At 66.3% G+C, this 25,950-nt stretch carries 21 protein-coding genes; 3 read left to right on the top strand and 18 right to left on the bottom strand.

Translation table 11 applies throughout. The features are described 5' to 3' along the window. Positions 1-211: 211 nt before the first annotated feature. The 12 genes from guaA to ndk all read right to left on the bottom strand — a co-directional run bounded on the left by guaA (position 212) and on the right by ndk (position 15,052). On the bottom strand, positions 212-1,777 hold the full coding sequence (guaA, locus tag AC5P68_RS08120; protein ID WP_005413109.1) for a glutamine-hydrolyzing GMP synthase: 1,566 nt from the start codon (positions 1,775-1,777) through the stop codon (positions 212-214). Between the two features lie 103 nt (positions 1,778-1,880). Beyond that, positions 1,881-3,338 (bottom strand): IMP dehydrogenase, encoded by a 1,458-nt coding sequence (gene guaB, locus AC5P68_RS08115; RefSeq protein ID WP_005416248.1) that lies wholly within the window; start codon positions 3,336-3,338, stop codon positions 1,881-1,883. Between the two features lie 539 nt (positions 3,339-3,877). After that, on the bottom strand, positions 3,878-4,756 hold the full coding sequence (gene folD, locus AC5P68_RS08110; RefSeq protein ID WP_005413112.1) for a bifunctional methylenetetrahydrofolate dehydrogenase/methenyltetrahydrofolate cyclohydrolase FolD: 879 nt from the start codon (positions 4,754-4,756) through the stop codon (positions 3,878-3,880). A gap of 271 nt (positions 4,757-5,027) precedes the next feature. Next, on the bottom strand, positions 5,028-6,860 hold the full coding sequence (locus AC5P68_RS08105; RefSeq protein WP_049430944.1) for a monovalent cation:proton antiporter-2 (CPA2) family protein: 1,833 nt from the start codon (positions 6,858-6,860) through the stop codon (positions 5,028-5,030). 249 nt (positions 6,861-7,109) lie between these two features. Continuing rightward, a complete protein-coding gene (gene moeB / locus AC5P68_RS08100; protein WP_111172589.1) occupies positions 7,110-8,246 on the bottom strand; it encodes a molybdopterin-synthase adenylyltransferase MoeB in 1,137 nt (378 codons plus the stop codon). 175 nt (positions 8,247-8,421) lie between these two features. Further along, the gene (gene der / locus AC5P68_RS08095) at positions 8,422-9,819 is read right to left on the bottom strand and encodes a ribosome biogenesis GTPase Der (protein ID WP_005413118.1); all 1,398 of its coding nucleotides are present in this window, start codon (positions 9,817-9,819) and stop codon (positions 8,422-8,424) included. 17 nt (positions 9,820-9,836) lie between these two features. Beyond that, positions 9,837-11,045, bottom strand: coding sequence for an outer membrane protein assembly factor BamB (gene bamB / locus AC5P68_RS08090; protein ID WP_184013906.1), 1,209 nt, complete (start codon positions 11,043-11,045; stop codon positions 9,837-9,839). Continuing rightward, positions 11,045-11,683: a YfgM family protein gene (locus tag AC5P68_RS08085; RefSeq protein ID WP_033834897.1), complete on the bottom strand. Its 639-nt coding sequence runs from the start codon at positions 11,681-11,683 to the stop codon at positions 11,045-11,047. Before AC5P68_RS08085 ends, bamB begins: the two co-directional genes overlap by 1 nt. A gap of 64 nt (positions 11,684-11,747) precedes the next feature. Continuing rightward, entirely contained in the window at positions 11,748-12,620 is an 873-nt protein-coding gene (locus AC5P68_RS08080; protein ID WP_033834898.1) for a RodZ domain-containing protein, read from the bottom strand. A gap of 18 nt (positions 12,621-12,638) precedes the next feature. Further along, positions 12,639-13,424 carry a tetratricopeptide repeat protein gene (locus AC5P68_RS08075; RefSeq protein WP_033834899.1) on the bottom strand — a complete coding sequence of 262 codons (786 nt, stop codon included), beginning with the start codon at positions 13,422-13,424 and terminating at the stop codon, positions 12,639-12,641. After that, on the bottom strand, positions 13,411-14,616 hold the full coding sequence (gene rlmN / locus AC5P68_RS08070; RefSeq protein WP_005409296.1) for a dual-specificity RNA methyltransferase RlmN: 1,206 nt from the start codon (positions 14,614-14,616) through the stop codon (positions 13,411-13,413). The genes AC5P68_RS08075 and rlmN overlap by 14 nt, the downstream gene beginning before the upstream one ends. A 10-nt stretch (positions 14,617-14,626) precedes the next feature. Next, on the bottom strand, positions 14,627-15,052 hold the full coding sequence (gene ndk, locus AC5P68_RS08065; protein ID WP_005409295.1) for a nucleoside-diphosphate kinase: 426 nt from the start codon (positions 15,050-15,052) through the stop codon (positions 14,627-14,629). A gap of 313 nt (positions 15,053-15,365) precedes the next feature. On the opposite strand from ndk, the gene AC5P68_RS08060 reads away from it, so the two are divergent. The 3 genes from AC5P68_RS08060 to AC5P68_RS08050 all read left to right on the top strand — a co-directional run bounded on the left by AC5P68_RS08060 (position 15,366) and on the right by AC5P68_RS08050 (position 19,708). Beyond that, complete coding sequence (locus AC5P68_RS08060) at positions 15,366-16,031, top strand: TetR/AcrR family transcriptional regulator (RefSeq protein WP_111172590.1); 666 nt, start codon at positions 15,366-15,368, stop codon at positions 16,029-16,031. Between the two features lie 26 nt (positions 16,032-16,057). Then, positions 16,058-18,430 (top strand): 3-hydroxyacyl-CoA dehydrogenase/enoyl-CoA hydratase family protein, encoded by a 2,373-nt coding sequence (locus tag AC5P68_RS08055; protein ID WP_495216651.1) that lies wholly within the window; start codon positions 16,058-16,060, stop codon positions 18,428-18,430. Positions 18,431-18,499: 69 nt separating this feature from the next. Further along, positions 18,500-19,708: an acetyl-CoA C-acyltransferase gene (locus AC5P68_RS08050; RefSeq protein WP_005409292.1), complete on the top strand. Its 1,209-nt coding sequence runs from the start codon at positions 18,500-18,502 to the stop codon at positions 19,706-19,708. Between the two features lie 554 nt (positions 19,709-20,262). Here the strand turns inward: AC5P68_RS08050 and galU are convergent. The 6 genes from galU to AC5P68_RS08020 all read right to left on the bottom strand — a co-directional run bounded on the left by galU (position 20,263) and on the right by AC5P68_RS08020 (position 25,899). Beyond that, complete coding sequence (gene galU / locus AC5P68_RS08045; RefSeq protein WP_005409291.1) at positions 20,263-21,141, bottom strand: UTP--glucose-1-phosphate uridylyltransferase GalU; 879 nt, start codon at positions 21,139-21,141, stop codon at positions 20,263-20,265. Beyond that, positions 21,138-23,051, bottom strand: coding sequence for a polysaccharide biosynthesis protein (locus AC5P68_RS08040; RefSeq protein ID WP_005413043.1), 1,914 nt, complete (start codon positions 23,049-23,051; stop codon positions 21,138-21,140). The genes galU and AC5P68_RS08040 overlap by 4 nt, the downstream gene beginning before the upstream one ends. Positions 23,052-23,054: 3 nt before the next feature. Then, on the bottom strand, positions 23,055-24,044 hold the full coding sequence (locus AC5P68_RS08035) for an MraY family glycosyltransferase (protein ID WP_033834903.1): 990 nt from the start codon (positions 24,042-24,044) through the stop codon (positions 23,055-23,057). Positions 24,045-24,047: 3 nt separating this feature from the next. Next, positions 24,048-25,226 (bottom strand): lipopolysaccharide assembly protein LapB, encoded by a 1,179-nt coding sequence (gene lapB, locus AC5P68_RS08030; RefSeq protein ID WP_033834904.1) that lies wholly within the window; start codon positions 25,224-25,226, stop codon positions 24,048-24,050. 6 nt (positions 25,227-25,232) lie between these two features. Beyond that, positions 25,233-25,517, bottom strand: coding sequence for a lipopolysaccharide assembly protein LapA domain-containing protein (locus AC5P68_RS08025; RefSeq protein WP_005409287.1), 285 nt, complete (start codon positions 25,515-25,517; stop codon positions 25,233-25,235). A gap of 76 nt (positions 25,518-25,593) precedes the next feature. Then, a complete protein-coding gene (locus tag AC5P68_RS08020) occupies positions 25,594-25,899 on the bottom strand; it encodes an integration host factor subunit beta (protein WP_005409286.1) in 306 nt (101 codons plus the stop codon). Positions 25,900-25,950: the final 51 nt, after the last annotated feature.

Raw genomic sequence — 25,950 nt, 5'->3', positions numbered from 1 at the left:
CCGAGAAGATTTTTACCGTCAATGACGATAAAAGTCCGAATAGTGAACGGGAATGTCCTGATCTTGCCTCGATTCTTACCGTCAGCTTTACCGTCAACTTGTTCTGCTGGCCGGCGATAGCCACCGATAGCTGCTGCGACACTTCTCCCTTGAGATCAATGCTTTACGGCAGATTTTCGATAGCTAGCGATAGTCCTCGAAGGACGTAAACTCACTCCCACTCGATGGTAGCCGGCGGCTTCCCAGAGATGTCATAGACAACCCGCGACACCCCCCGCAACTCATTGATGATCCGGTTGCTCACCGTACCCAGGAACTCATACGGCAGATGCGCCCAATGCGCCGTCATGAAGTCAATCGTCTCCACCGCCCGCAGCGCAATCACCCACTCATAAGCGCGCGCATCGCCCACCACGCCCACCGACTTCACCGGCAGGAACACGGCAAACGCCTGGCTGGTCTTGTCGTACAGATCCGCCTTGCGCAGCTCATCAATGAAGATGGCATCGGCCTTGGCCAGCAGCTCGGCGTATTCGCGCTTCACTTCGCCCAGGATACGCACGCCCAGGCCCGGGCCCGGGAACGGATGCCGATAGACCATGGTGCGCGGCAGGCCCAGCTCAACGCCCAGGCGGCGCACTTCGTCCTTGAACAGCTCGCGCAGCGGCTCCACCAGGCCCAGCTTCATGTGCTCCGGCAGGCCGCCCACGTTGTGGTGGCTCTTGATCACATGCGCCTTGCCGGTCTTGCTGCCGGCCGACTCGATCACGTCCGGGTAGATGGTGCCCTGCGCCAGCCACTTGGCGTTCTTCAGCTTGTTCGACTCTTCGTCGAAGATCTCAACGAACAGGTTGCCGATGATCTTGCGCTTGGCTTCCGGGTCGCTCACGCCTTCCAGCGCGGCGAAGTAACGGTCGGCGGCATTCACGCGCACCACCTTCACGCCCATGTGCTCGGCGAACATCGCCATCACCTGGTCGCCTTCCTGCCAGCGCAGCAGGCCGGTATCCACGAACACGCAAGTCAGCTTCTCGCCGATGGCCTTGTGCAGCAGCGCAGCCACCACGGACGAATCGACGCCGCCGGACAGGCCCAGGATCACTTCGTCATCGCCCACCTGTTCGCGCACGCGGGCGATCTGGTCGTCGATGATGTTGGCGGCAGTCCACAGGGTCTGGCAGCCGCACACATCCACCACGAAGCGGCGCAGCAGCGCCTGGCCCTGCAGGGTGTGGGTCACTTCCGGGTGGAACTGCACGCCGTACCAGCGCTTCTCTTCGTTGGCCATGGCGGCCACCGGAATGCGGTCGGTGGTGGCGGTGATGGTGAAGCCCGGCGGTGCAACGGAGACGTGGTCGCCGTGGCTCATCCAGACATTCAACTTCGGCTCGCCGCCGTGGTCGCTCAGGCCCTTGAACAGCGCATCGGGGTTGATCACGTTCACTTCGGCGTGGCCGAATTCGCGCTGGTCCGCCGCTTCGGTGGCACCGCCCAGCTGCGCAGCCAGGGTCTGCATGCCGTAGCAGATGCCGAAGATCGGCAGGCCGCTGTCGAACACTTCCTGCGGCGCGGCCGGGGCACCCGGCAGCGTGGTCGATTCCGGGCCACCGGACAGGATGATGCCCTTGGCGCCGAACGCGGCGATCTCGGCCGGGTTGTGGTCCCACGCCCAGATTTCGCAGTAGACGCCCAGCTCGCGGATGCGGCGGGCGATCAGCTGCGTGTACTGCGCGCCGAAATCGAGGATGAGGATCTTGTCGTTATGGATGTTGGTCATGGCGCCCCGGCAATGCAGTAGGGAAAACGAAATCAGATTTACGGCGGCAGATGGAGAAAGAGGAACGGGAAGTGCTTCCCCGTTCCTCTTTGCTCGGCCCGCGTCAGGCGCGGTAGTTCGGCGGCTCTTTGGTGATCGTCACGTCGTGGACGTGGCTCTCACGCTGGCCGGCGCCGCTGATCTTCACGAACTTGGGCTTGCTGCGCATGTCTTCAATGGTGGCGCAGCCCACGTAGCCCATGGTGGCGCGCAGGCCGCCCATCAGCTGGTGGATGATGCCGCCCACCGGGCCGCGGTACGGCACGCGGCCTTCGATGCCTTCCGGCACCAGCTTGTCGGCGGTGGCGGCGTCCTGGAAGTAGCGGTCCTTCGACCCCTTCTCCATGGCAGCCAGCGAACCCATGCCGCGGTAGCTCTTGTACGAACGGCCCTGGTACAGCTCGGTCTCGCCCGGCGATTCCTCGGTACCGGCCAGCAGGCCGCCGACCATGATGGTCGAGGCACCGGCGGCCAGCGCCTTGCCGATGTCGCCAGAGTAGCGGATGCCACCGTCGGCGATCAGCGGGATGCGGTCCTGCAGCGCTTCGGCCACCAGATCAATGGCGGTGACCTGCGGCACGCCGACGCCGGCGACGACGCGGGTGGTGCAGATCGAGCCCGGGCCGATGCCGACCTTGACGGCGTCCGCGCCGCTGTCCAGCAGCGCCAGTGCGGCTTCGCCGGTGCAGATGTTGCCACCGATGACCTGCACGTTCGGGAAGTTCTTCTTGACCCAGCTGACGCGGTCCAGCACGCCCTGCGAGTGGCCGTGCGCGGTATCGACCACGATCACGTCCACGCCGGCGGCGACCAGCGCTTCCACGCGGCGATCGGTATCGCCACCCACGCCGACGGCAGCGCCGACCAGCAGGCGGGTCGACAGATCCTTGGCAGCGTTCGGGAAGTCGGTGTTCTTCTGGATGTCCTTGACGGTGATCAGGCCACGCAGTTCGAACGAATCGTTGACCACCAGCACCTTTTCGATGCGGTTGCGGTGCAGCAGCTGCAGCACTTCGTCGCTGGCGGCGCCTTCCTTGACCGTGATCAGGCGATCCTTCTTGGTCATGATGTGGCGGACCGGATCGTCCAGCTCGGTCTCGAAGCGCATGTCGCGGTGGGTCACGATGCCGGCCAGCTGGCCGTCGCTGCCCACCACCGGCACGCCGGAGATGTTGTGCGCCTGGGTCAGGGCCAGCACGTCGCGGATGGTGGTTTCCGGGCCGACGGTGATCGGGTCGCGGATGACACCGGCCTCGAACTTCTTGACCTTGGCCACTTCCGCGGCCTGCTGTTCCAGGCTGAGATTCTTGTGGATGATGCCCATGCCGCCGAGCTGGGCCATGGCGATGGCCAGGCGGGCTTCGGTGACGGTATCCATCGCGGCGGACAGGATCGGAAGCTTCAGCTTCAGGTCTCGGGTCAACCGCGTTTCGAGGTTGACGTCCTTGGGCAGGATGGTCGAGTGGGCGGGGACGAGCGAGACGTCGTCGTAAGTGAGTGCTTCAGCCTGGATGCGCAGCATCGGCATACCCGAGATGTGGGGAAGCGCGACATTTTACCCCTTTTTCGCGCCGCGTGGCAGGGGGTAGATGCGACGCAGTGTCGCGCCGGCGGCGATTGGTTCAGGGCGGCTTGGGTGGGTGCCAACCTTGGTTGGCACTATCCATCCGGCACCAGGACCCCAGATGGGGCCAAGGCCTCTGCCTGTTTGTGCCAACCAAGGTTGGCACCCACCAGGAGCGGGTCATGCCGGGGGGCCCAAGCCACCTTGGATTGCCTTGGGTAGGTGCCAACCTTGGTTGGCACGATCCGTCCGGCACCGGCACCCCAGATGGGACCAAGGCCTCTGCGTGTTTGTGCCAACCAAGGTTGGCACCCACCAGGAGTGGGTCATGCCGGGGGCCCAAGCCACCTTGGATTGCCTTGGGTAGGTGCCAACCTTGGTTGGCACGATGCGTCCGGCACCGGCACCCCAGATGGGCCGATGGCCCCGATGGATGTGTGCCAACCAAGGTTGGCACCTACCAGGAGCAGGCCAACAGTCGGCACCCGCCCCAAAGGTCAGCTCAGCGCTTCCGCGGCTTCCAGGGTGTTCTGCATCAACGTGGCCACGGTCATCGGGCCCACGCCGCCCGGCACCGGGGTGATCCAGCTCGCCCGCTGGGCGGCCGCCTCAAACCCAACGTCGCCCACCAGGCGGCCGTCATCCAGCCGATTGATACCCACGTCGATCACCACCGCGCCCGGCTTCACCCACTCGCCCGGCACGATGCCCGGGCGGCCCACCGCCACCACCAGGATGTCGGCGTTGCGCACGGCCTGTTCCAGCACGTCCTTGGGGGTGAACTTGTGGCAGCTGGTCACGGTGCAGCCGGCAATCAGCAGCTCCAGGCCCATCGGGCGGCCGACGTGGTTGCTGACGCCGACGATGGTAGCGTTGCGGCCACGCACCGGCTGGTCGGTGTGGCCCAGCAGCGTGGTGATGCCGCGCGGGGTGCACGGGCGCAGGCCGAACTCGCGCAGGGCCAGGTGGCCGACGTTTTCCGGGTGGAAGCCGTCCACGTCCTTGCGCGGGTCGATGCGCTGGATCAGCCGGCGCGCGTCGGGGATGCCCGGCAGCGGCAGCTGGATCAGGATGCCGTTGATCTTCGGATCGGCGTTGAGCTGGTCGATCAGGTCGAGCAGCTCGGCCTCGGTGGTACCGGCCGGCAGATCGTAGTCATGCGCTTCGATGCCGACCTTCTCGGCGGCACGGCGCTTGTTGCGCACGTACACGGTCGAGGCCGGGTCGCCGCCCACCAGCACCACGGCCAGGCCCGGACGGCTGCCACCGGCGGCCACGCGAGCGTCGACGCGCACCTTCAGGCTGTCGAGCAGGTCCTCGGCGATGCGGCGGCCATCAAGGATGCGGGCAGGATGCTGGGAGGCGGAATCGGTCATCGGGAGCGGGCGTGGGGCGGCGGGGACGCTATTGTCCCCGATTCAGGCCCCCTCGCCCACCGCCGTGCGCCGACTCCGCGCACCGGTAGTGCCGGCCGCTGGCCGGCAACCCCATGACGTCGGAACGTTTCCGTATCCGCCGGCCAGCGGCCGGCACTACCAACCACCGGCTCCGGCAATTCCCCACACGGTAGTGCCGGCCGCTGGCCGGCAACCGCATGACGTCGAAACGTTTCCGTATCTGCCGGCCAGCGGCCGGCACGACCGGGCTTTACTCTTCCTCTTCCGGCACATCCTGCGGGTTCAGCGTCTTGCTCTCGCGCTTCGGCGCGGTGAACGGCGTCGGCGTCGGCACGCCCTGCGGCGCGTTGCCATAGATCATCCGCGCACCGGCATTCAGACCACCACCGGCGATTTCCAGCTCAAAACGCTCGGCATCGCGGCGACGGATCTGCTCGGCAATTTCCACCGCATCGTCCTCGTCCGCACCCAGTTCCACCAGTGCGGCCTGGCCGAACAGCACCGCCGATTCAAACGTCTCGCGGATCTGGAAATCGACACCGGCATGGATCAGCCGCAGCGAATGCTCGCGATCGAACGAGCGCACCATCAGCTTGGCCTGCGGGAACTCATGCGCCACCAGTTCAACAATGCGATCAGCCGCCTCGGCCTTGTCCACGCACACCGCAATCGCGCGCGCAGTGGCGGCACCCGAGGCATGCAGCACGTCCAGACGCGTGCCATCACCGTAGTAGATCTTGAAACCGAACCGCGCGGCGCTCTGGATCATCTCCACATCGTTGTCGATGATGGTCACGTCCACGTCGCGCGCCAGCAGCGACTGGCTGGCGACCTGGCCGAAGCGGCCGAAACCGATCAGCAGCACGCTGCCGGACAGGCCGTCGGCCTCGTCCACGCCGTCCATGTTCACCGTCGGCTTCGGTGCGATGCGCTTGTAGAGCAGCACCACCAGCGGGGTCAGCGCCATCGACAGCACCACCACGGCGGTGAAGTTGGCATTGATCTCCAGGTTGATCACGCCGGCCGATGCGGCGGCGGAGAACAGCACGAAGGCGAACTCGCCGCCCTGCGCCATCAGCACGCCGCGGTCCAGCGCCTGCGCGTGGTCGCTGCCCATGATGCGCGCGACCACGTAGATGCACAGCGCCTTGGCCGCCATCAACGCCAGCACCAGGCCGAGGATCAGCTGCCAGTTGCCCGCCACCACGCCCAGGTCCAGCGCCATGCCCACGCTGAGGAAGAACAGGCCGAGCAGGATGCCGCGGAACGGTTCGATGTCCGCTTCAATCTGGTGGCGGAAGGTCGACTCGCTCAGCAGCACGCCGGCCAGGAACGCGCCCATCGCCATCGACAGGCCGGACAGCTGCATCAGCAGCGCCGCACCCAGCACCACCAGCAGCGCGGCAGCGGTCATCACCTCGCGCGCCTTCGATTCGGCCAGCACGCGGAACAGCGGGTTGAGCAGGAAGCGGCCGACCAGCACCAGGCCGACGATTGCACCGACGCCGATCGCCACCGACAGCCAGCGCGAACCCTCGCCATCGGCGCTGCCCGCGCTCGGGCCCATCCAGGCCACCAGCGCCAGCAACGGCACGATCAGCAGGTCTTCGAACAGCAGGATGGAGACGATCTTCTGCCCCGACGGCAGCGCGATGTCGCCACGCTCGGCCAGCAGCTGCATCACCACCGCGGTGGAGGTGAGCACGAAGCCGGTGGCACCGATGAAGGCCACCTGCCAGGGCAGGCCGAACAGCTTGGCGATGCTGGTCAGCACCAGCGCGCAGGTGACGATCTGCAGCGTGCCCAGCCCGAAGATTTCCTTGCGCAGGCTCCACAGGTGCGAGGGCCGCATTTCCAGGCCGATCACGAACAGGAACATCACCACGCCGAGCTCGGCGGTATGCAGGATCGCCTGCGGGTCGGAGAACCAGCCCAGCCCGAACGGTCCGATCGCCAGGCCGGCGGCGAAGTAGCCCAGCACCGAGCCCAGGCCGGCCCGACGGAACAAAGGCACCATCACCACCGCCGCGCCCAACAGGGCGACGACCTTGACCAGCTCGCTGGTCGCTGCTTCTACCGCCATGCGGTGTTTTCCCCAAGATCCAGAATCGGGTTCAACAATAGAGCAATGCCGATGACGGCAATAGCACGCATGTTGCGCCGGATTGTCTTGGAGGTGGAACGATGTAGGGAGCTACCCCCAGCATCATCCCGAAACCATGCATCCGCGTCGGTGGGTGCCAACCATGCATCCGCTTCGGTAGGTGCCAACTTTGGTTGGCACGAAAACGCCGACCAAGGTCGGCATCTACCAAGGCATTCCCGGCCAGCCTCACCCACCCCGGCAGAACGCGGCGTAATCGATATACCCCGGGAATGGCACGTCCGGCGCGCACACCGGGCAGTGCGGGTCCGGCCGGATGCCGGTCTCGCGGAAGCGCATGCCCAGCGCGTCGAAGCGCAGCAGGCGGCCGACCAGCGGCTCGCCGATGCCCAGCAGCAGCTTCAGCACCTCGGTGGCCTGCAGCACACCAGCCAGCCCGGGCAGCACGCCCAGCACACCGGCCTCGGAGCAGTTCGGCGCGAACTCCGGCGGCGGCGGCTCGGGGAACAGGCAGCGGTAGCACGGCGCCACGCCGCGCTGGCGGCCGGCGTCAAACACGCTTACCTGGCCATCGAAGCGCTCGATGGCGGCATACACCAGCGGCTTGGCGTGCTTGATGCAGGCGTCGTTGAGCAGGTAGCGCAGCGGGAAGTTGTCCGACCCATCCAGCACCACGTCCACTCCCTCCAGCAGCGCATCCACGTTGTCGGAGGTGACCCGCTCGGGCACCGCCTCGACCTCGATCGACGGGTTCAGCGCCAGCAACCGCTCGCGCGCGGAATCGACCTTGAGCTGGCCGACACTGGCTTCGGTATGCACGATCTGCCGGTGCAGGTTGCTGCGCTCGACGCGGTCGTGGTCGGCGAAACGCAGGTGCCCCACCCCGGCCGCGGCCAGATAGAAGCCGGCCGGTGCGCCCAGTCCGCCCGCACCCAGCACCAGCACGCGCGACTGCTGCAGACGACGCTGGCCGGCCTCGCCCACCTTTGGCAGCAGCAGATGCCGCGAATAGCGATCAAAGAAATCGCGGTCGGCGGCGCTGGCCAGCGGCTGCACCAAGGGCAGCGACTGCTCGCGCCAGGCCACGGTACCGCCCGTCACGGAAGCGACGTTTGTGTAGCCGGCCTCCAGCAGGAACTGTGCGGCATCGGCCGAGCGCTTGCCGCTCTGGCAGATCAGCAGGATCTCCTGGTCGCGCCGCGGCAGATGCGTGGCCGGGTCGGCCTGCAGCTCGCCCTTGGCCACGCCACGCGCGCCCTCGGCCATGCCGCCGGCCCGTTCGTGCGCTTCGCGCACATCGATCAGCACCGCGCCATGGGCCAGGCGCTCGCGTGCCTGTGCGGGGGAAAACTCTTGGATGCTCATGGCCGCATTATCACGCACGTGGCGGCAGGCCGCCTTGACCGATACCTGCAAACATGGGGTAGTGCCGGCCGCTGGCCGGCATGGCCATGAACGCACCGGACGACGCGAGGTTGCCGGCCAGCGGCCGGCACTACCACAGACAAGAAAGGCGGCCCTGCGGCCGCCTTCCCGTGAATCACTTGCCCTTGACGTGCTTCATCAAGCGCCGCTTGGCCTTGACCTGCCGCTCGGTGAGGACGTTCTTCTTGCCCTCGTACGGGTTGGTGCCCTCGCGGAAGATGAAGCTCACCGGCGTACCGATCAGCTTGAAGCGCTTGCGGAAGAAGTTCTCCAGGTAGCGCTTGTACGACTCCTGCAGTTCCTTCAGGCGCGTGCCGTGCACGATGAAGGTCGGCGGGTTGGAACCGGCCGGGTGCACGTAGCGCAGCTTGGAGACGTGGCCGCGGATGGTCGGCGGCGGGTTGGTCTCGTACGCCACTTCCAGCGCCTTGTTCACTTCGCTGGTGGTGAAGGTCTTGTTCGCCGATTCGTGCGCGCGGTGCACCGCACGGAACAGCTCGCGCAGGCCCGAGCCGTGCTTGGCCGAAATGCGCACCGATTCGGCCCACGGCACGAAGCCCAGCTTCAGCGACAGCATGGTTTCAGCCTGTTCGCGCTGGTACTCGGTCAGGCCATCCCACTTGTTGATGGCGATCACCAGCGCGCGGCCGGCATCGAGCACGGCACCGAGCACGGTGGCGTCCTGGTCGGTCACGCCTTCGGTGGCGTCCAGCATCAGCACGGCGACCTGGCACTGCTCGATCGACTGCATGGTCTTGACCACCGAGAACTTCTCGACGACCTCGTCCACGCGCGAACGGCGGCGCAGGCCGGCGGTGTCGATCAGGCGGTACTCACGTCCGTCGCGCTCCAGGTCCACCGCGATCGAGTCGCGGGTGGTGCCCGGCACGTCGGAGGCGATCATGCGCTCCTCGCCGAGGATGCGGTTGACCAGGGTCGACTTGCCCACGTTCGGACGTCCGACGAAGGCGATGCGGATACGGTTCGGATCGTTGTCCAGCTCTTCGCCGCTGCCTTCTTCCGGCAGGCGCTGGATCACTTCGTCCAGCAGGTCGTCCAGGCCCTGGCGATGCGCGGCCGAGACGGTCAGCATCTCGCCGAAGCCGTAACGGGCGAATTCCGACCGCACGCTGTCCTCGTCGGTGCCGTCGATCTTGTTGATCAGCAGCAGCGTCGGCCGCGACAGCTTGCGCAGCCAGGCCAGGATCTCGTCGTCCAGCGCCGAGGTGCCCTCGCGGGCGTCGACGACGAACAGGATCAGATCGGCTTCGGCCGCCGCAGCCCGGGCCTGACGCGTGGTGGCACCAGCCAGGCCTTCGTCTTCCCCGGCGATACCGCCGGTATCCACGACGAGGAAATGGTTGTCCTCGTCGAGGCGGCAGACGCCGTAGTTGCGGTCACGGGTGACGCCGGGCTGGTCATGGACCAGCGCGTCGCGGGTGCGTGTAAGCGCATTGAAAATAGTCGACTTGCCGACATTCGGCCGTCCAACCAGGGCGACCAGAGGCAGCATCGCGATTACTCCAATTTTTAATTTGCCAACCGGAAGGCGGTCAGCTTGCCATCCACGTTCTGCACCAGCAGCACCCCGTCGACGACGACCGGCTGGGCCAGCAGGGCGTCACCGCCGCTCTTCGCCCGTGCCGCCATCGCACCATCGGAGGTCTTCAACCAGTGCACGTATCCCTTGTAGTCGCCGACGACCACGTAATCACCGTGCAGCGCCGGGCCGGTCAGCGAACGACGCGCCAGCTCGGTCTGCGACCACATGGCAGCGCCGGTCGCCTTGTCCAGGCCGAACACGCCACCCTTGTTGTCGGTGACGAACACATTGCCCGACGACACCGCCACGCCACCTGCACCGCCATGGTCGCGCGCCCACAGCGGGCGACCGGTCGGGCCTTCGATGGCCATGGTCTGGTTCTTGAAGCTGCTCACGAAGAGGGTGTTGCCCTCCAGCACCGGGGCACCGTCGACATCGGCCATGCGGTCCAGCTCGGTACGGCCTTCGCCGTTGCCAAGGTTCTGTTCCCACAGGGTACGCCCATCCTGCATGGCCAGCGCGGCAACCGCGCCTTCGTCCTTGCCGATGAACAGCACGCCCGGACCGGTGACCACCGGTGCGTTGCCGCGCACGGTCAGCGCCGGCAGTTCGCTCGGGTTGAACCACTTCTGGGTGCCATTGCCGGCATCGAACGCGGTGACGCGGCCGTCATTGCTGCGCACGAACACCAGGCCCTGGGCCACGGCCGGCGCGGCAATGACCTCACCCGGAACACGGGCGCGCCACTTCTCGCTGCCATCGTTGATGTCCAGGGCAATGACCTGGCCATCCAGCGTGCCGATCACGACCAGGTTCTCACCGACACCCGGGCCACCGGACAGGCGCAGCTTCGGCTTCTTCTTTTCCTTCTGCGGCTCCCAGGTCCAGACCTTCTTGCCGGTCTGCAGGTCGATGGCGTGCACGCCACCGGTGATCGCCGCAGCGAACACATGGCCGTTGGCGACCGCCGGGCCCTGGCGCACGCCGATGCGGCGCTCACCCTTGCCAAGGTTGACCGACCAGATCTTGTTGACCTTCACGCTCGGCTCGAACTTGACCAGCTCAGCCGGCTCCTGGGCCTTCTTCGCCGCCGCGTCCTTGCCGGCGAACCAGCCCTTCATGGTGCTGCAGCCGGTCAGGGCCATGCCCATCAGGAGCACGGTGGCGACGCGGGTGATCATGACCTTCTGACTCATCAAACCGACTCCGCAGGGGCGGCGACCGTGCCGCCGGCATCCATAACCTTGGTTTCCAGCAGGCGCCGCTGCGGCGCTGCCACGTCCAGCGACTTCAGCGCCTTCTCGTACTGTGCGCGGGCGTCATCGCGCTTGCCCTGCGCCATCAGCGCATCGCCATGGATTTCCAGGCTGCTGCTGTCAGTGGCGCTGCCCAGCAGCTTGATCGCCTCGTCGCTCTTGCCGGTGGCCACCAGCAGGCGGGCCACACGCTGGTCGACCACGCGCTGCAGGTCGCTTTCGACCTTCACGGCGCGCAGGGTGGCCAGCGCTTCTTCGTTCTTGCCGGCGTCGACCTGGGCCTTGGCCAGCTGCAGCGCCGCGAGGTCGCCATAGATGCTGGACGGGCCCGCTTCGAGCGCCTTCACTGCCTTGGCAGCGTCGTCGAGCTTGTTCTGCTGAAGACCGACCAGGGCCTTCTGGTATTCCACGTTGGCCGAGGCCAGCTTGCCGCCCTGATCCTTCTGGTACCACTGCCAGCCGGCAATGGCACCGATGGCGATGACTACGCCACCGAGGATGCTGGCGCCATTCTTCCGCAGCCAGCTGCGGACGCGTTCACTTTGTTCGTGCTCGTCGAGCAGATCGTCGATCGCCATGCGTACTCTCGCCCCGCCCATCGGGAGGGACCATTGGGATTATCGAAGGTGGTGAAACCGCGCCTCAGTGCGAAACTGGGACCACGGAGCCTTCAGAGGATACCTGAAAGCGTGCCACGTTGGCTCGCTGGTAGGGGGTCAGATCGACGATAGCGCCGTTCTGCTGAACCTGGACCGCCGAGGCGTTGCCCAGGGTCACCCGGGTCACCTGGCCCGGCGTGAAGCTGCGGGTTTCGCCGGACCTGATCAGCGCCTTCTCGACGGTGCTGCCGTCCGGGCCGCCGATGTCGACCCAGCTGTCGCCGCTGAACTGCATCTCCAGCGTATTGGCGGCTGCGGGCGCAGCGGGTGCCGAACGCGGCACCGGGGACAGCGAAGCGACATACGGGGTTGCGGCCGGCTTGCTGGCCGGGGCACTCGCGACTTCAGCCGGGGCTGCCGGCTCGACACCCGCAGCGGACGGGGCCACCGGCACAGCGGCCGGGATTGCGTCCAGCGAGGCCGTGTTCGGCGACGGCGTGGCGCTGCCATCGAAATGGCCGCGGGTGGCGAACCACACCGGCACGGCCAGCACGGCGGTGATGCCGACGTACAGCACGCGCCGGCCGAGATTCTCGGCAATGCGGCGCGCACGCGGGGTATGGGTATGGCTGACCAGGGTGGGCGGCACGACAGGGCCCACCTGGGCCTGCTCCAGCAGCTGGCTCACATCGACGTCGAGCAGGCGCGCGTAGCTGCGCAACTGGCCGCGCACGAAGACGGGCGCGCCCAGCTTCTGCCACTGCTCTTCCTCCAGCGACCTGACCACCTGGACCGGCATGCGCAGGCGCGAGCCGACATCCTCAAGGGTCAGTCCGGCCGCTTCACGGGCCTGGCGCAGGCGGGTGCCGCAGCCGGCCGCAGTCTCGAGAGCGCTCACAGTCTGGTCATCAATCACAATGCATCAACCCTGGAGTTAGGAGCCCGCTTCCTGCGGAAATTCCTGTCGAATGCGCTGAAGATAGCGGTCAGATGCCGCCCGATCACCCAGCCGCGCTTCGATTTGAGACGCAAGTTGTAACACGGAACGCGTTGCGGGTGCAGCCGCAATCCTACGTTCGGCGAAGGCCCGGGCCTCCATGTAGCGGCCCTGGCGGAAGCTGAGCTGGGCCATGGCCTCCAGCGCGACCGGGTTTCCCGGCAGCGCCGACAGCGCCGCGCGCAGGTCGCGCTCGGCACGCTCGAACTGGCCTGCATCCAGCGCACAGCTGCCGGCATTGGACTGCGCTTCGGCGACGGCGGGATTGCCCGGCGCCCGCTGGGCACGATCGAACCACACCAGCGATTCGGCCGCGTGGCCCTGTTGGCACAGCCAGGCACCATAGTTGTTGAGCACGTCGCCACGTTGCGGCGCCAGCTCGGCAGCCTTGCGGAAGTTCTCGCCGGCCTGCTGGCTGCGACCGCGACGCTCGTCGATGCCCGCAAGCAGGACCAGGCCGTCGGGGGCCGTCGGCACCAGCTTCTGGGCTTCGCGCGCCTTGCGCTCGGCAGCATCGAGATTGCCGCCCTGGATGTCGCGGCCGGCCAGGGTCAGCAATTCCTGCCAGCGCACCTGCTGCCGCACCCCTTCCGGATCACGGACGGAGTAGACCGGCGCCTCGCTCGGGCCAAGCTTGGCCTTGGGATGGGATTTGCAGCCGCCGACCGCGAGGGCCAGCGTGCCTGCGAGCAGAACCAGCCAGAGGCGGTCAGGCCGCGGCATCGCTCCCCTTCCCCGCCTGCAGCGTCTTGTTGAACTCCGCCTGGCGGCGGGTGCGGTCCATCACCTGGCCCTTGAGCTGGCCACAGGCGGCGTCGATGTCGTCGCCACGGGTACGGCGGACCATGGTCAGCACGTTGCTGTCGAGCAGGATCTTCTGGAAGGCGCGGATGTGCGCCTCTTCCGAACGCTCGTAGCGGGTACCCGGGAACGGGTTGAAGGGGATCAGGTTGACCTTGCCCGAATCCTTGGCCTGCACCGCGTTGTCGAACTGGCGCATCAGGCGGGCCAGCTCGCGGGCATGCTCGGGCTTGTCGTTGATGCCCTTCATCAGGGTGTATTCGAAGGTGACCGATTCGCGGCGCTTGTTGGCGCGCAGGTAGCGTGCGCACGAGGCCATCAGCTCGGCGATCGGGTACTTCTTGTTGAGCGGCACCAGGGTCTCGCGCAGCGCGTCGTTCGGCGCATGCAGCGACACCGCCAGCGACACGTCGCTTTCGGCAGACAGGCGGTCGATCTGCGGCACCAGGCCGGAGGTCGACAGGGTCACGCGCTTGTTGGCCAGGCCGTAGCCAAGGTCGTCGCGCATCACGCTCATGGCGCGCACGACGTTGTCGAAATTCATCAGCGGCTCGCCCATGCCCATCATCACCACGTTGGTGAGGCGGCGCATCTGGTGCGGCACGTTGCCCAGGTGGCGCGCGGCAACCCACACCTGGCCGATGATCTCGGCGGTGGTCAGGTTGCGGTTGAAGCCCTGGGTAGCAGTGGAGCAGAACGTGCAGTTCAGGCCGCAACCGACCTGCGAGGACACGCACAGCGTGCCGCGGGTCTTGTCCGGGATGTACACGGTCTCGATGGCGTTCTTGCCATCCACGCCCATCGCCAGCAGCCACTTGTGGGTGCCGTCGGCGGAGGGCTTGTCGAACACGATGTTGGGAACCAGCACCTCGGCATGGGCCTGCAGCTTGGCGCGCAGGACCTTGCCGAGGTCGGTCATTTCATCGAAGTCGGTGACGTAGCGATGGTGGATCCACTTCATCACCTGATGGGCACGGAACTTCTTTTCGCCGAGAACCTCGACGAAGAACTTCTCCAGGCCCGCGCGATCGAGGTCGAGCAGGTTCTGCTTGCCAGCCGTGGGTGCCGACTTCGGCAGCGGCTGGATGGCGGGGGACTGTACGACCTCGTTCACGGCATTACTCTCAGCGCGAAACGACTTCGGTGGCGGCGAAGAAGTAGGCGATCTCAATCGCGGCATTCTCGACCGAGTCCGAGCCGTGGGCGGCGTTGGCATCGATGGATTCGGCGAAGTCGGCGCGGATGGTGCCCGGCGCGGCTTCCTTCGGGTTGGTGGCGCCCAGCAGGTCGCGGTGGGCCAGGACGGCGTTCTCGCCTTCCAGGGCCTGGATCATCACCGGGCCGGAGATCATGAACTCGACCAGCGCGTTGAAGAACGGACGCTCGCGGTGCACGGCGTAGAAGCCTTCGGCTTCACGGCGCGACAGCTGCTTGTACTTGGCGGCCACGACCTTCAGGCCGGCCTTCTCGAAGCGGGCGTAGATTTCGCCGATGACGTTCTTGGCAACGGCGTCCGGCTTGATGATCGAAAGGGTGCGCTCCAGCGCCATGGGATGTCTCCAATGGAATCGGGCCGCTGATGGCCCGAAGGGTAACATGAAAAAAACCCGCGTCGGGACGCGGGCTTAGCCTGATAAACGTAGGCGAATTGTAAAAGATAAAGCGGCGGCATGGTAGTGCCGGCCGCTGGCCGGCATTGGGCGCCATTCAACCTCGGGGCTGCCGGCCAGCGGCCGGCACTACCCCATTCACCGACCTGAGTGAAATCTGACCGGGTCGGCCGATTTTGCTGCACTGCAAAATGCCATACGGTACCGTCTGGTCCTAGTATCAAACAATCGTTTGATTAAGGTCCGACCACCGATGGCCAAGCCCGCCCACTTCTCGACCAAGGACCGGATCCTCGGTGCCGCCGAGGAGCTGTTCGCCCAGCACGGCTTCGCCGGCACCTCGCTGCGCCAGGTGACCAGCCAGGCCGACGTCAACATCGCGGCGGTCAACTACCACTTCGGCTCCAAGGAAAACCTGGTCAACGAGGTGTTCCGCCGCCGCATGGACGAGATGACCGGCGCCCGCCTGTCGCAGCTGGAACGCGCCCGCACGGAGCACCCGGGCGAACTGCGCCCGGTGCTGGCCGCCTTCGTCGAGCCTGCCCTGGCGCTGGCCCAGGACCGCCAGAACGGCGGCGCCTTCGTGCGCGTGATCGCCCGTGCCTACGCCGAGAAGAACGACAACCTGCGCAAGTTCCTGTCCGACCACTACGGCCACGTGCTGCGTGCGTTCGGCAAGGCCATCGGCGAGTGCGTGCCGGACCTGAGCAAGGAGGAGCTGTACTGGCGCCTCGACTTCCTGGCCGGCTCGCTGACCTATGCGATGGCCGACTTCGGGCTGATCAAGCGTCCCGCCGGTGTCACCGAAGCGGCGCATCGTGCCCATGCCGCCCACGAACTGATCCATTTCGCCGAAGCCGGGTTCCGCGCCGCCGCACGCGCCAGCGCCCTGCCCGCTTCCCTTGATTCCACCCAGTAACTGCTGACCAACAAAGGCCCTACACCATGTCCAATTCCCTGCTAGTCCGCCGCGCCGCCGTGCTGGGTGCCGGCGTCATGGGTGCCCAGATCGCCGCCCACCTCACCAACGCCGGCGTCGACACCGTGCTGTTCGACCTGCCTGCGAAGGAAGGTCCGGCCGATGGCATCGTGCTGAAGGCGATCGCCAACCTGGGCAAGCTGAGCCCGGCGCCGCTGGCCAGCAAGTCGCTGGCCGAAGCCATCACCCCGGCCAATTACGACTCCGGCCTGGAGCAGCTGAAGGACTGCGACCTGATCATCGAGGCCATCGCCGAGCGCATGGACTGGAAGCAGGACCTGTACAAGAAGATTGCGCCGTTCGTGGCCGACCACGCGGTGCTGGCCTCCAACACCTCGGGCCTGGGCATCAACAAGCTGGCCGACGTGCTGCCCGAACAGCTGCGCCACCGCTTCTGCGGCGTGCACTTCTTCAACCCGCCGCGCTACATGCACCTGGCCGAGCTGATCCCGGCCACCACCACCGATGCCGCCGTGCTCGAAGGACTGGAAGAGTTCCTGGTCACCACCCTGGGCAAGGGCGTGGTGTACGCCAAGGACACCCCGAACTTCATCGGCAACCGCATCGGCGTGTTCTCGATCCTGTCCACCATCCACCACACCCAGCAGTTCGGCCTGGGCTTCGATGAAGTGGACGGCCTGACTGGCCCGCTGGTCGGCCGCCCGAAGTCGGCCACCTACCGCACCTCCGACGTGGTCGGCCTGGACACCATGGCCCACGTCATCAAGACCATGGGCGACACCCTGCCGAATGACCCGTGGCATGAATTCTTCAAGTCGCCGAAGTGGCTGGACGCGCTGATTTCCAAGGGCGCGCTGGGCCAGAAGACCGGCGCCGGCATCTTCCGCAAGGTCGGCAAGGACATCGTGGTACTGGATCTGGAGAAGCAGGACTACCGTCCGGCCGACCGCACCGCCGCACCGGAGGTGGTCGAGATCCTGAAGATCAAGAACCCGGCCGAGAAGTTCGCCAAGCTGCGCGAGAGCCAGCACCCGCAGGCGCAGTTCCTGTGGGCGACCTTCCGCGACCTGTTCCACTACAGCGCCTACCACCTGGCCGACATCGCCGAGACCGCGCGCGACGTCGACCTGGCCATCCGCTGGGGTTACGGCTGGTCGCTGGGCCCGTTCGAGACCTGGCAGGCCGCGGGCTGGAAGCAGGTGGCACAGTGGATCGCCGATGACATCGTCGCCGGCAAGAGCATGAGCAACGCCCCGCTGCCGGACTGGGTGTTCGATGGCCGCGACGGCGTGCACGCCGCCGAAGGCAGCTACAGCCCTTCGCGCAACGCCAAGCTGCCGCGTTCGTCGCTGGCGGTGTACCAGCGCCAGCGCTTCCCGGATCCGCTGCTGGGCGAGCAGTTCGCTCCGGGCGAAACCGTGTTCGAGAACGACGGCCTGCGCATGTGGCACGACGGCGATGGCATCGCGGTGGTCAGTTTCAAGACCAAGATGAACACCGTCTCCGACCAGGTGCTGGACGGCCTGCAGGAATGCGTCAGCCGCGCCGAGAAGGACTTCCAGGGCCTGGTGATCTGGCAGCAGAAGGAACCCTTCTCCGCCGGTGCCGACCTTGCCGGTGCACTGGGCCTGCTGCAGGCCGGCAAGGTCGACCAGTTCGAAGAAATGGTCGCCAACTTCCAGCACACCAGCCAGCGCATCAAGTACTCCCTGGTGCCGGTGGTGGCCGCCGTGCGTGGCCTGGCCCTGGGCGGCGGCTGCGAGTTCCAGATGCACAGCGCCAAGACCGTTGCCTTCCTGGAAAGCTACATCGGCCTGGTCGAAGCCGGCGTCGGCCTGCTGCCGGCCGGTGGCGGCCTGAAGGAACTGGCCGTGCGTGCCTCGCAGGCCGCAGGCCCGGGCGGCGACGTTTTCGCCGAACTGAAGAAGACCTTCGAGACCGTGGCGATGGCCAAGGTGTCCAACTCGGCGGTCAACGCCAAGGAGCTGGGCCTGCTGCGCAGCACCGACAAGGTGGTGTTCAACAGCTACGAGGCCCTGCATATCGCCAAGGCCGAAGCACGCGCCCTGGCAGAAGCGGGCTACCGCCCGCCGCTGCCGGCACGCCGCATCCAGGTCGCCGGTGACGTGGGTATCGCCACCTTCAAGATGATGCTGGTCAACATGCTGGAAGGCCGCTTCATCAGCCCGTACGACTACGAGATCGCCGAGCGCATCGCCACCGTGCTGTGCGGCGGCAAGGTCGACCGCGGCACCCTGGTGGACGAAGAGTGGCTGCTGACCCTGGAGCGCAAGCACTTCGTCGAACTGGCCCAGCAGGAAAAGACCCAGGCCCGCATCGCGCACATGCTGAAGACCGGCAAGCCGCTGCGGAACTGACGGAAGACATCGGTAGTGCCGGCCGCTGGCCGGCAACCTCTTCCACCCCCTATTCAAGAGATCACTGCAATGACCAAGCAAATCCAGGACGCCTACATCGTCGCCGCCACCCGCACCCCGGTCGGCAAGGCGCCCAAGGGCATGTTCCGCAACACCCGCCCCGACGACATGCTTGCGCACGTGCTGCGCAGCGTCGTCGCGCAGGCCCCGGGCGTGGACGTCAACCGCATCGATGACGCGATCATCGGCTGCGCCATGCCGGAAGCCGAGCAGGGCATGAACGTGGCGCGCATCGGCGTGCTGCTGGCCGGCCTGCCCAACACCATCGCCGCACAGACCGTGAACCGCTTCTGCTCCTCCGGCCTGCAGGCCGTGGCGCAGGCCGCCGACGCGATCCGCCTGGGCAACGCCGACCTGATGCTGGCTGGTGGCACCGAGTCGATGTCGATGGTGCCGATGATGGGCAACAAGATCGCCATGGCGCCGAGCGTGTTCGACAACGACCACGTGGCCATCGCCTACGGCATGGGCATCACTGCCGAGAAGGTCGCCGAAGAGTGGAAGGTCTCGCGCGAAGACCAGGACGCCTTCGCCCTCGCCTCGCACCAGAAGGCCATGGCCGCGATCCAGAACGGCGAGTTCAAGGACGAGATCAGCCCGTACGAGATCGTCTCGCACCTGCCGGACCTGGCCGACGGCCAGCGCATCATCACCCGCAACAAGATCGCCGACACCGACGAAGGCCCGCGCCCGGATTCCTCGGCTGAAGGCCTGGCCAAGCTGCGCCCGGTGTTCCGCAACGGCCAGTTCGGCGGCACCGTCACCGCCGGCAACTCGTCGCAGATGAGCGATGGCGCCGGTGCCGTGCTGCTGGCCTCGGAACAGGCGATCAAGGACTACGGCCTGACCCCGCTGGCCCGTTTCGTCAGCTTCTCGGTGGCCGGCGTGCGCCCGGAAGTGATGGGCATCGGCCCGATCGCCGCGATCCCGAAGGCACTGAAGCAGGCCGGCCTGACCCAGGACCAGCTGGATTGGATTGAACTGAACGAAGCGTTCGCCGCGCAGTCGCTGGCGGTGATCCGCGATTGCGGCCTGGACCCGAGCAAGGTCAACCCGCTGGGTGGCGCGATTGCCCTGGGCCACCCGCTGGGTGCGACCGGCGCGATCCGTACCGCCACCCTGCTGCACGGCCTGCGTCGTCGCCAGCAGAAGTACGGCATGGTGACGATGTGCATCGGCACCGGCATGGGCGCAGCGGGTATTTTCGAGGCGCTGTAAGGGTCAAAAGCGTTGCCTCGTTGGGCTTCATGGCGTGGGCCGGGTTGGCAGGGCTGCCCGGGACACGCCGTGAACCCGTCCTTGGGGGCTCGATGGCGCCATCCATGGCGCCAACGGTCCCAGGCAGCCCTGCCAACCCGGCCCTCCCAGCCTCCCCGCGGCGGAGGGATGAGCAAAGGCAAGAGCAGTAGATCCACGCCATGCGTGGATGCTTTTGGCCCTGCTCTGGAAAACAAAAAAGGCAGCCATAGGCTGCCTTTTTTGATTGTGCTCCCGCCCTTGATTCCGCCCTTCCCGTCCGCGCCCGCAGGAAACCTGGCAGGCGGGACGGGTGGGCCTTTGCAGGACCGTTGGCGCCATGGGCCCGAGGCATGCCTCGGGCGGGTTGGGCAGGACGCCCAACCCCGGTCTTGCCGTGTGCGCAGGACAGCGCACACGAGCAAGGCGCCATCGAGCCCCCATGGATGGGTTTACGGCGTGTCCTGCAAAGGCCCACCCGTACCGCCCACCACGTATCAATCAAGGCGCCGCGAACGGAGCGCTTGATAAAACCCTTACTCCGCCAACATCGCCGTCAGCTTCTCCCGCGCCGGCCCTGCGAGCTTCGGGTTGTCCAGCGCGAAGCGGATCGTCGCTTCCACCAGCCCCAGGTGCGTACCGCAGTCGAAGCGAGTGCCCTCGAAACGGTAGGCATCCACCTCTTCGGTCTTCAGCAGCTGCGCGATCGCATCGGTCAGCTGGATCTCGCCGCCGGCACCGCTGCCGGTCTGCTCCAGCAGCTCGAAGATCTTCGGGCTCAGCACGTAGCGGCCGACCACGGCCAGGTCGCTCGGCGCGTCCTCCGGCTTCGGCTTCTCCACGATCTGCGAAATACGGCCCTTGCGGCCATCGAAGGCCTCGGTCGCAACGATGCCGTAACTGGCGGTCTTGTCGTGCGGCACATCTTCAACGGCAATGACGCTGGCGCCGCTGGCTTCGTTGAGATCGGCCATCTGCTTCAGCGCACTGTCGCCGCGGTTCCAGATCAGGTCGTCCGGCAGCAGCACCGCGAACGGCTCGTCACCGATCACGGCCTTGGCACACAGCACCGCATGGCCCAGGCCCAGCGCCTCGGCCTGGGTCACGAAGATCGCGCGCACGCCATTGGGCAGCACGTGACGGATCAGCTCCAGCTGCTCCTGCTTGCCGGCGCGCTCGAGCTTCTGCTCCAGCTCGTAGGCCTTGTCGAAGTAGTCGGCGACCGCGTGCTTGTAGCGGTTGGTGATGAACACCAGCGTGTCACAGCCGGCCTCGATTGCTTCATCCACGGCGTACTGGATCAGCGGCCGGTCAATGATCGGCAGCATCTCCTTCGGCACGGTCTTGGTTGCTGGCAAAAAACGCGTCCCCAAACCCGCTACGGGGAAAACTGCCTTGCGAATTCGCTTGCTCATTGGTGCCTGTTGGCCTCGCGTGCGGGAAAGGGCACGACTTTAGCGGATGAAATGTAAGCATCCTGTTCGATTGGCGAGAACTCGGGCATCGTCGCGAACAGGACTTCCTTGATGGTTTCGGTGTCGTAGCTGCACACCGCCTCGCGCAGGCGCGGGACGTTGCCCAGCACCAGATCGCGCGAGAACATGCGCACGCCGGCCTCGAGGACCTTCGGATGCGCGGTTGCGCGGTAGTCCTCGTCCGAATAGAACAGCGTCTCGTGCAGCTTCTCGCCCGGACGCAGGCCGGTATAGATGATCTGCACATCCTTGTACGGCTGCTTGCCCGCCAGACGGATCATCTGCTCGGCCAGCAGCCGGATCGGCACCGGCTCGCCCATGTCGAGCGTGTAGATCGCACCGTGCGAGGCCGAGGCCGCGGCCTGCAGGATCAACTGGCAGGCCTCGGGGATGGTCATGAAGTAGCGGGTGACTTCCGGATCGGTGACCGTGACCGGGCCACCGCGCAGGATCTGCTCGCGGAACAGCGGCACCACGCTGCCGGCCGAGGCCAGGACGTTGCCGAAGCGCACGGTAACGAAACGGGTGTGCGTGGACTTCTGGTCCAGGCTCTGGCAGATCATCTCGGCATAGCGCTTGCTGGCACCCAGCGCGTTGACCGGATCGACCGCCTTGTCGGTGGAGATGAACACGAAATGCTCGACGCGCGCTTCCAGGCAGGCGCGGGCCACGTTCTCGGTCGCCAGGATGTTGTTGCGCACGGCTTCGCGCAACTGCCGTTCCAGCACCGGCACATGCTTGTACGCGGCGGCATGGAACGCGGTGTCGACCGGATGCAGCGACAGCGCATGGCGGATCACCGCAGGATCGCCACAGTCGCCCAGCACCGCTTCGATCTCGATATCGGGGAAGCTGCGACGCAGCTCACCCTCGATGGTCAGCAGCAGCAGTTCGCTGATCTCCAGCAGGATGATGCGGCCGGCACCGTGGCGCGCGCACTGGCGGCACAGCTCCGAGCCGATCGAGCCACCGGCACCGGTCACCATCACGGTGCGACCGCCCAACCAGCCCCGGATCAGGTTCCAGTCCGGGGTGATCGGCTTGCGGCCCAGCAGATCCTCGATCGCCACTTCCTTCAGTTGGCCGGGCAGCGACTGCCCCTGCAGGATGTCGCTCAGCTTGGGCACGGTGCGGAACGGCACGCCGGTGCTTTCGCAGATGGCGACCACCCGCTGCATGCCTGCGGCATCCAGCGAGGGCATGGCGATCACCAGCAACTTGGCCGCAGTCTCGCGGACCACGGCCGGGGCATCATCGAGGCTGCCCAGGATCGGCAGGCCCTGCAGCTTGGCGCCGCGCAGGTGCGGTGCGTCGTCCAGCAGGCCGACCGGTTCGAAGTTGCCGGAGCGGCGCAGATCGCGGACCAGCGTCTCGGCGGCTTGCCCCGCACCGAGGATCAGCACGCGGCGCGCGCTCGAATCCGACTGCAGTGCCTGGTAATCCTTCCAGGCCCGGTAGAGCAGGCGCGGCGCGCCCAGCAGCGCCGACAGCGCGAACGGATAGATCACCAGCACCGACATCGGCACGCCATCGAAACGCTTCCACATCAGCACCAGCACGATGCCGACCAGGCCGATGAAGCTGGCCTTGAAGATGTTCAGCAGGTCGCTGACGCTGGCGAAACGCCACAGCCCGCGATACAGGCCCACGCGCCAGAACACCAGGCCCTGCAGCAGCAGCACCAGGGTAGTGTCGACATTCCAGAGCGGAAGCGAGGGCGCGTTGGGGAGGATCGAGTACCGCCCGGCGTGGAGCAGCTGCCAGCATGCCCAGACCATGAACAGGTCGTGGCAGACGATGGCCGAACGCGGCATCAGGCCGAGGATTCTGTCCCGCCAGGGTGAAGCCATAAGTCAGGTATTTCCTTGTCGGTGACGCAATCCATTGCGCAGGAGGATCCAGAGGACGCTCAGCGCGAGAAACCACGCGACCGCCAGGACAGCCTCCCACCTCGGCTGCAAATTGGAGCAGACATTAAGCACTGTAATACTGAACAGGCCCAAAGCAAAGTACATCCCTGTCACCTGGGCGTGGCTGGCTCCTGCCTGCACCGCCCGCTGGTAGACGTGCTGGGTATGGGGTTCCATCCAGCGTTGTCCGGAGATGATGCGCGCCGCCAGTGTGAAGCCCGCGTCCACGAGGAACGCCGAAGCCGGCACCAGCAGCAGGATCCAGTTGATATCGGTACGCACCGCAGCTATGGCCAGGACGACGGCGACTGCATAGCCCAGCGCGCCACTTCCGACATCACCCATGAAGATCCGGGCCCGCGGGAAATTGAACGGCAGGAAGCCCAGGCAGGCCAGGCCCAGCGCCACCGCGGCCAGCGAATACGGCCAGGGCAGCACCGGCGCCAGGCCCAGCGCAACAACAATGGCCTGGCTGGCGGCAATACCGTTGATGCCATCCATGAAGTTCCAGATGTTGATCAACGAGGCGGTGAATACCAGCACCAGCCCGGCCAGCAACCAGCTTCCACCATGCACCTTGACCAGGGCGGCCAGCAGCGCGGCGGCAATGAAGTGCACCAGCAGGCGGCGCATGGCCGGCAACGGCCGGTGGTCGTCCCACCAGCCGATGCCCGCCACCAGCACCAGGCCCAGGCTGGCCACCAGCAGGCTCGGTGTCGATTCAGGCCAGACCCACATCGCTGCACCGGCGGTGACCAGCAGGCTGATGACGATGGCGATGCCACCACCGCGCGGCGTTGCCACGCTATGGCTGCGACGCTCGCCGGGGTGATCCAGCAGTTGCTGGCGCAGGGCATAACCCCGTGCCGCCCAGGTCAACCCCGCACTCAGCAGGGCCAGCCCCAGCAGCGCGCCCATCACGAGCCACGGCATGGATCAGAGCACCGCGTAGTTCAGCAGTGGCTTGACCGTGCCCCATTCCTTGCAGCTCGGGCACTGCCAGTGGTGGGTGCGTGCACCGAACCCGCAACGGGTGCAGCGGTAAGCGGGATTGCGCACCAGCAGCTGGTCGGTGATGTGCTTGAGGTCATGCAGGGTCGCCGTGGAATCGGCGCCCTCGGCCAGGGTCAGGTCGATCAGCGCCGATTCGCCACGCACCGACGGACGATCCTTGAGCTGGCGGCCAAGGTAGGCTCGGGCCGGAGCCACGCCCTCCTGCTCTTCCATCAGCCGGGTCAGGGCCAGCACCGGGGCGATGCCACGGTAGTGCTCGGTCATTTCCGACAGGAACGCACGTGCGCCTGCCAGATCGCCTACCTTGCGGTAGTTTTCCATCAACGCCGGCAGCAGCTCCGGCAGGTACTCCGGATCGTTGCGCGCAGCGCGCTCGAAGGCGCGCACGGCCGCTTCCGGATTGCCGGCATCGGTTTCCAGGCGACCTTCAATGATGCCGGCACGCACCGACATCGCATCGGCCTGGTAGGCGCGTGTGATCGCTGCCCTCGCCTCTTCCAGCTTGCCGGCGCCGCGGAAGCGCTCGGCCAGTTCGCACTCGAACTGCCCGATCAGCTTGCCCATCGGCTCGCCGGTGACGTCTTCGAAGCGGGTGGCGTTGTCGATCGCCTTTTCCCAGTCGCGCTCGGCCTGGTAGATGCCGATCAGGTGCTTGAGCGCCTGCGGGGCGCGCTGGTCCAGCTGCGCCAGCTCGGTGAACACCGTCTCTGCACGGTCCAGCAGGCCGGACTTCATATAGTCCTCGCCCAGCGCCAGCAGGGCCTGCACGCGCTGCGCGTCGCTCAGGTCGTGGCGGTTGACCAGCCCCTGGTGCAGGCGGATGGCGCGGTCGACTTCACCGCGGCGGCGGAACAGGTGGCCCAGCGCGACCTGGGTCTCGAAGGTTTCCTTGTCCAGCTCGGCGATGTGCAGGAACAGTTCGATGGCCTTGTCCGGCTGCTCGTTGAGCAGGTAGTTCAGGCCACGGAAGTAGGTGCTGGACAGGCGGCTGACCTGGTTGTCACCGTGGCGCTGGCCACCACGCCGGCCGATCACCCACCCGGCCAGTGCGGCCAGCGGAACGAACAGGAAAAACCACAGCCACTCGGTGACGAAATCCATCTTCGATCAGCGTCCATCAAAAGATTGGGGGGAAACACCCGCGGCCGGCGTTGCCGCCACGGACTTGTTGGCACGGCGCAGCTGGCTGTAGAGCGGAATGACCACGCTCACCAGTACCAGGCCGGCACCGACCACGACACCCACCAGCAGTGCAGCGATCAGCGCCACGCCCACCGAGGTGTGCAATTGAGTGAAAAGCAGGTTGATCGACATCGCGGTCATGTTGACCGCACCAATGATCAGCCCAAGGATCAGGACCGCCAGCAGGACCAGCAGACGAAAGACCTTCATGCGACAGCTCCAGTGGCAGGAGTCCGTAGCTTATCCGACCCGCGGCTGGATTCGCACGCGGTGGCGCGACGGGGGCTCAGGCCGGATCGGCGTCCAGCGGCAGCACACTGCTGACCCGCTCGCGCAGTTCCTTGCCCGGCTTGAAATGGGGGACGTGCTTGCCCGGCAGGGCAACCGATTCGCCGGTCTTCGGGTTGCGACCCAGGCGCGGCGGACGATAGTGCAGCGAGAAGCTGCCAAAACCACGGATTTCGATGCGATCCCCGGCGGACAGCGATCCGCCCATCATCTCCAGCAACGACTTCACCGCCAGATCGACATCATCGGCCTTCAGGTGCGCCTGGCGGCGCGCAAGGATTTCGATCAGTTCGGATTTGGTCATCACCGGCTCACATCAGGGGCATCTCAGCCTGAAACGGCCCGGGCAGAAGCC

The sequence above is a fragment of the Stenotrophomonas sp. YJH_SMC_58 genome (assembly GCF_059369635.1).
Note: the sequence above shows the minus strand (reverse complement) of the source record. Positions and strands in the feature narration are given on the sequence as shown.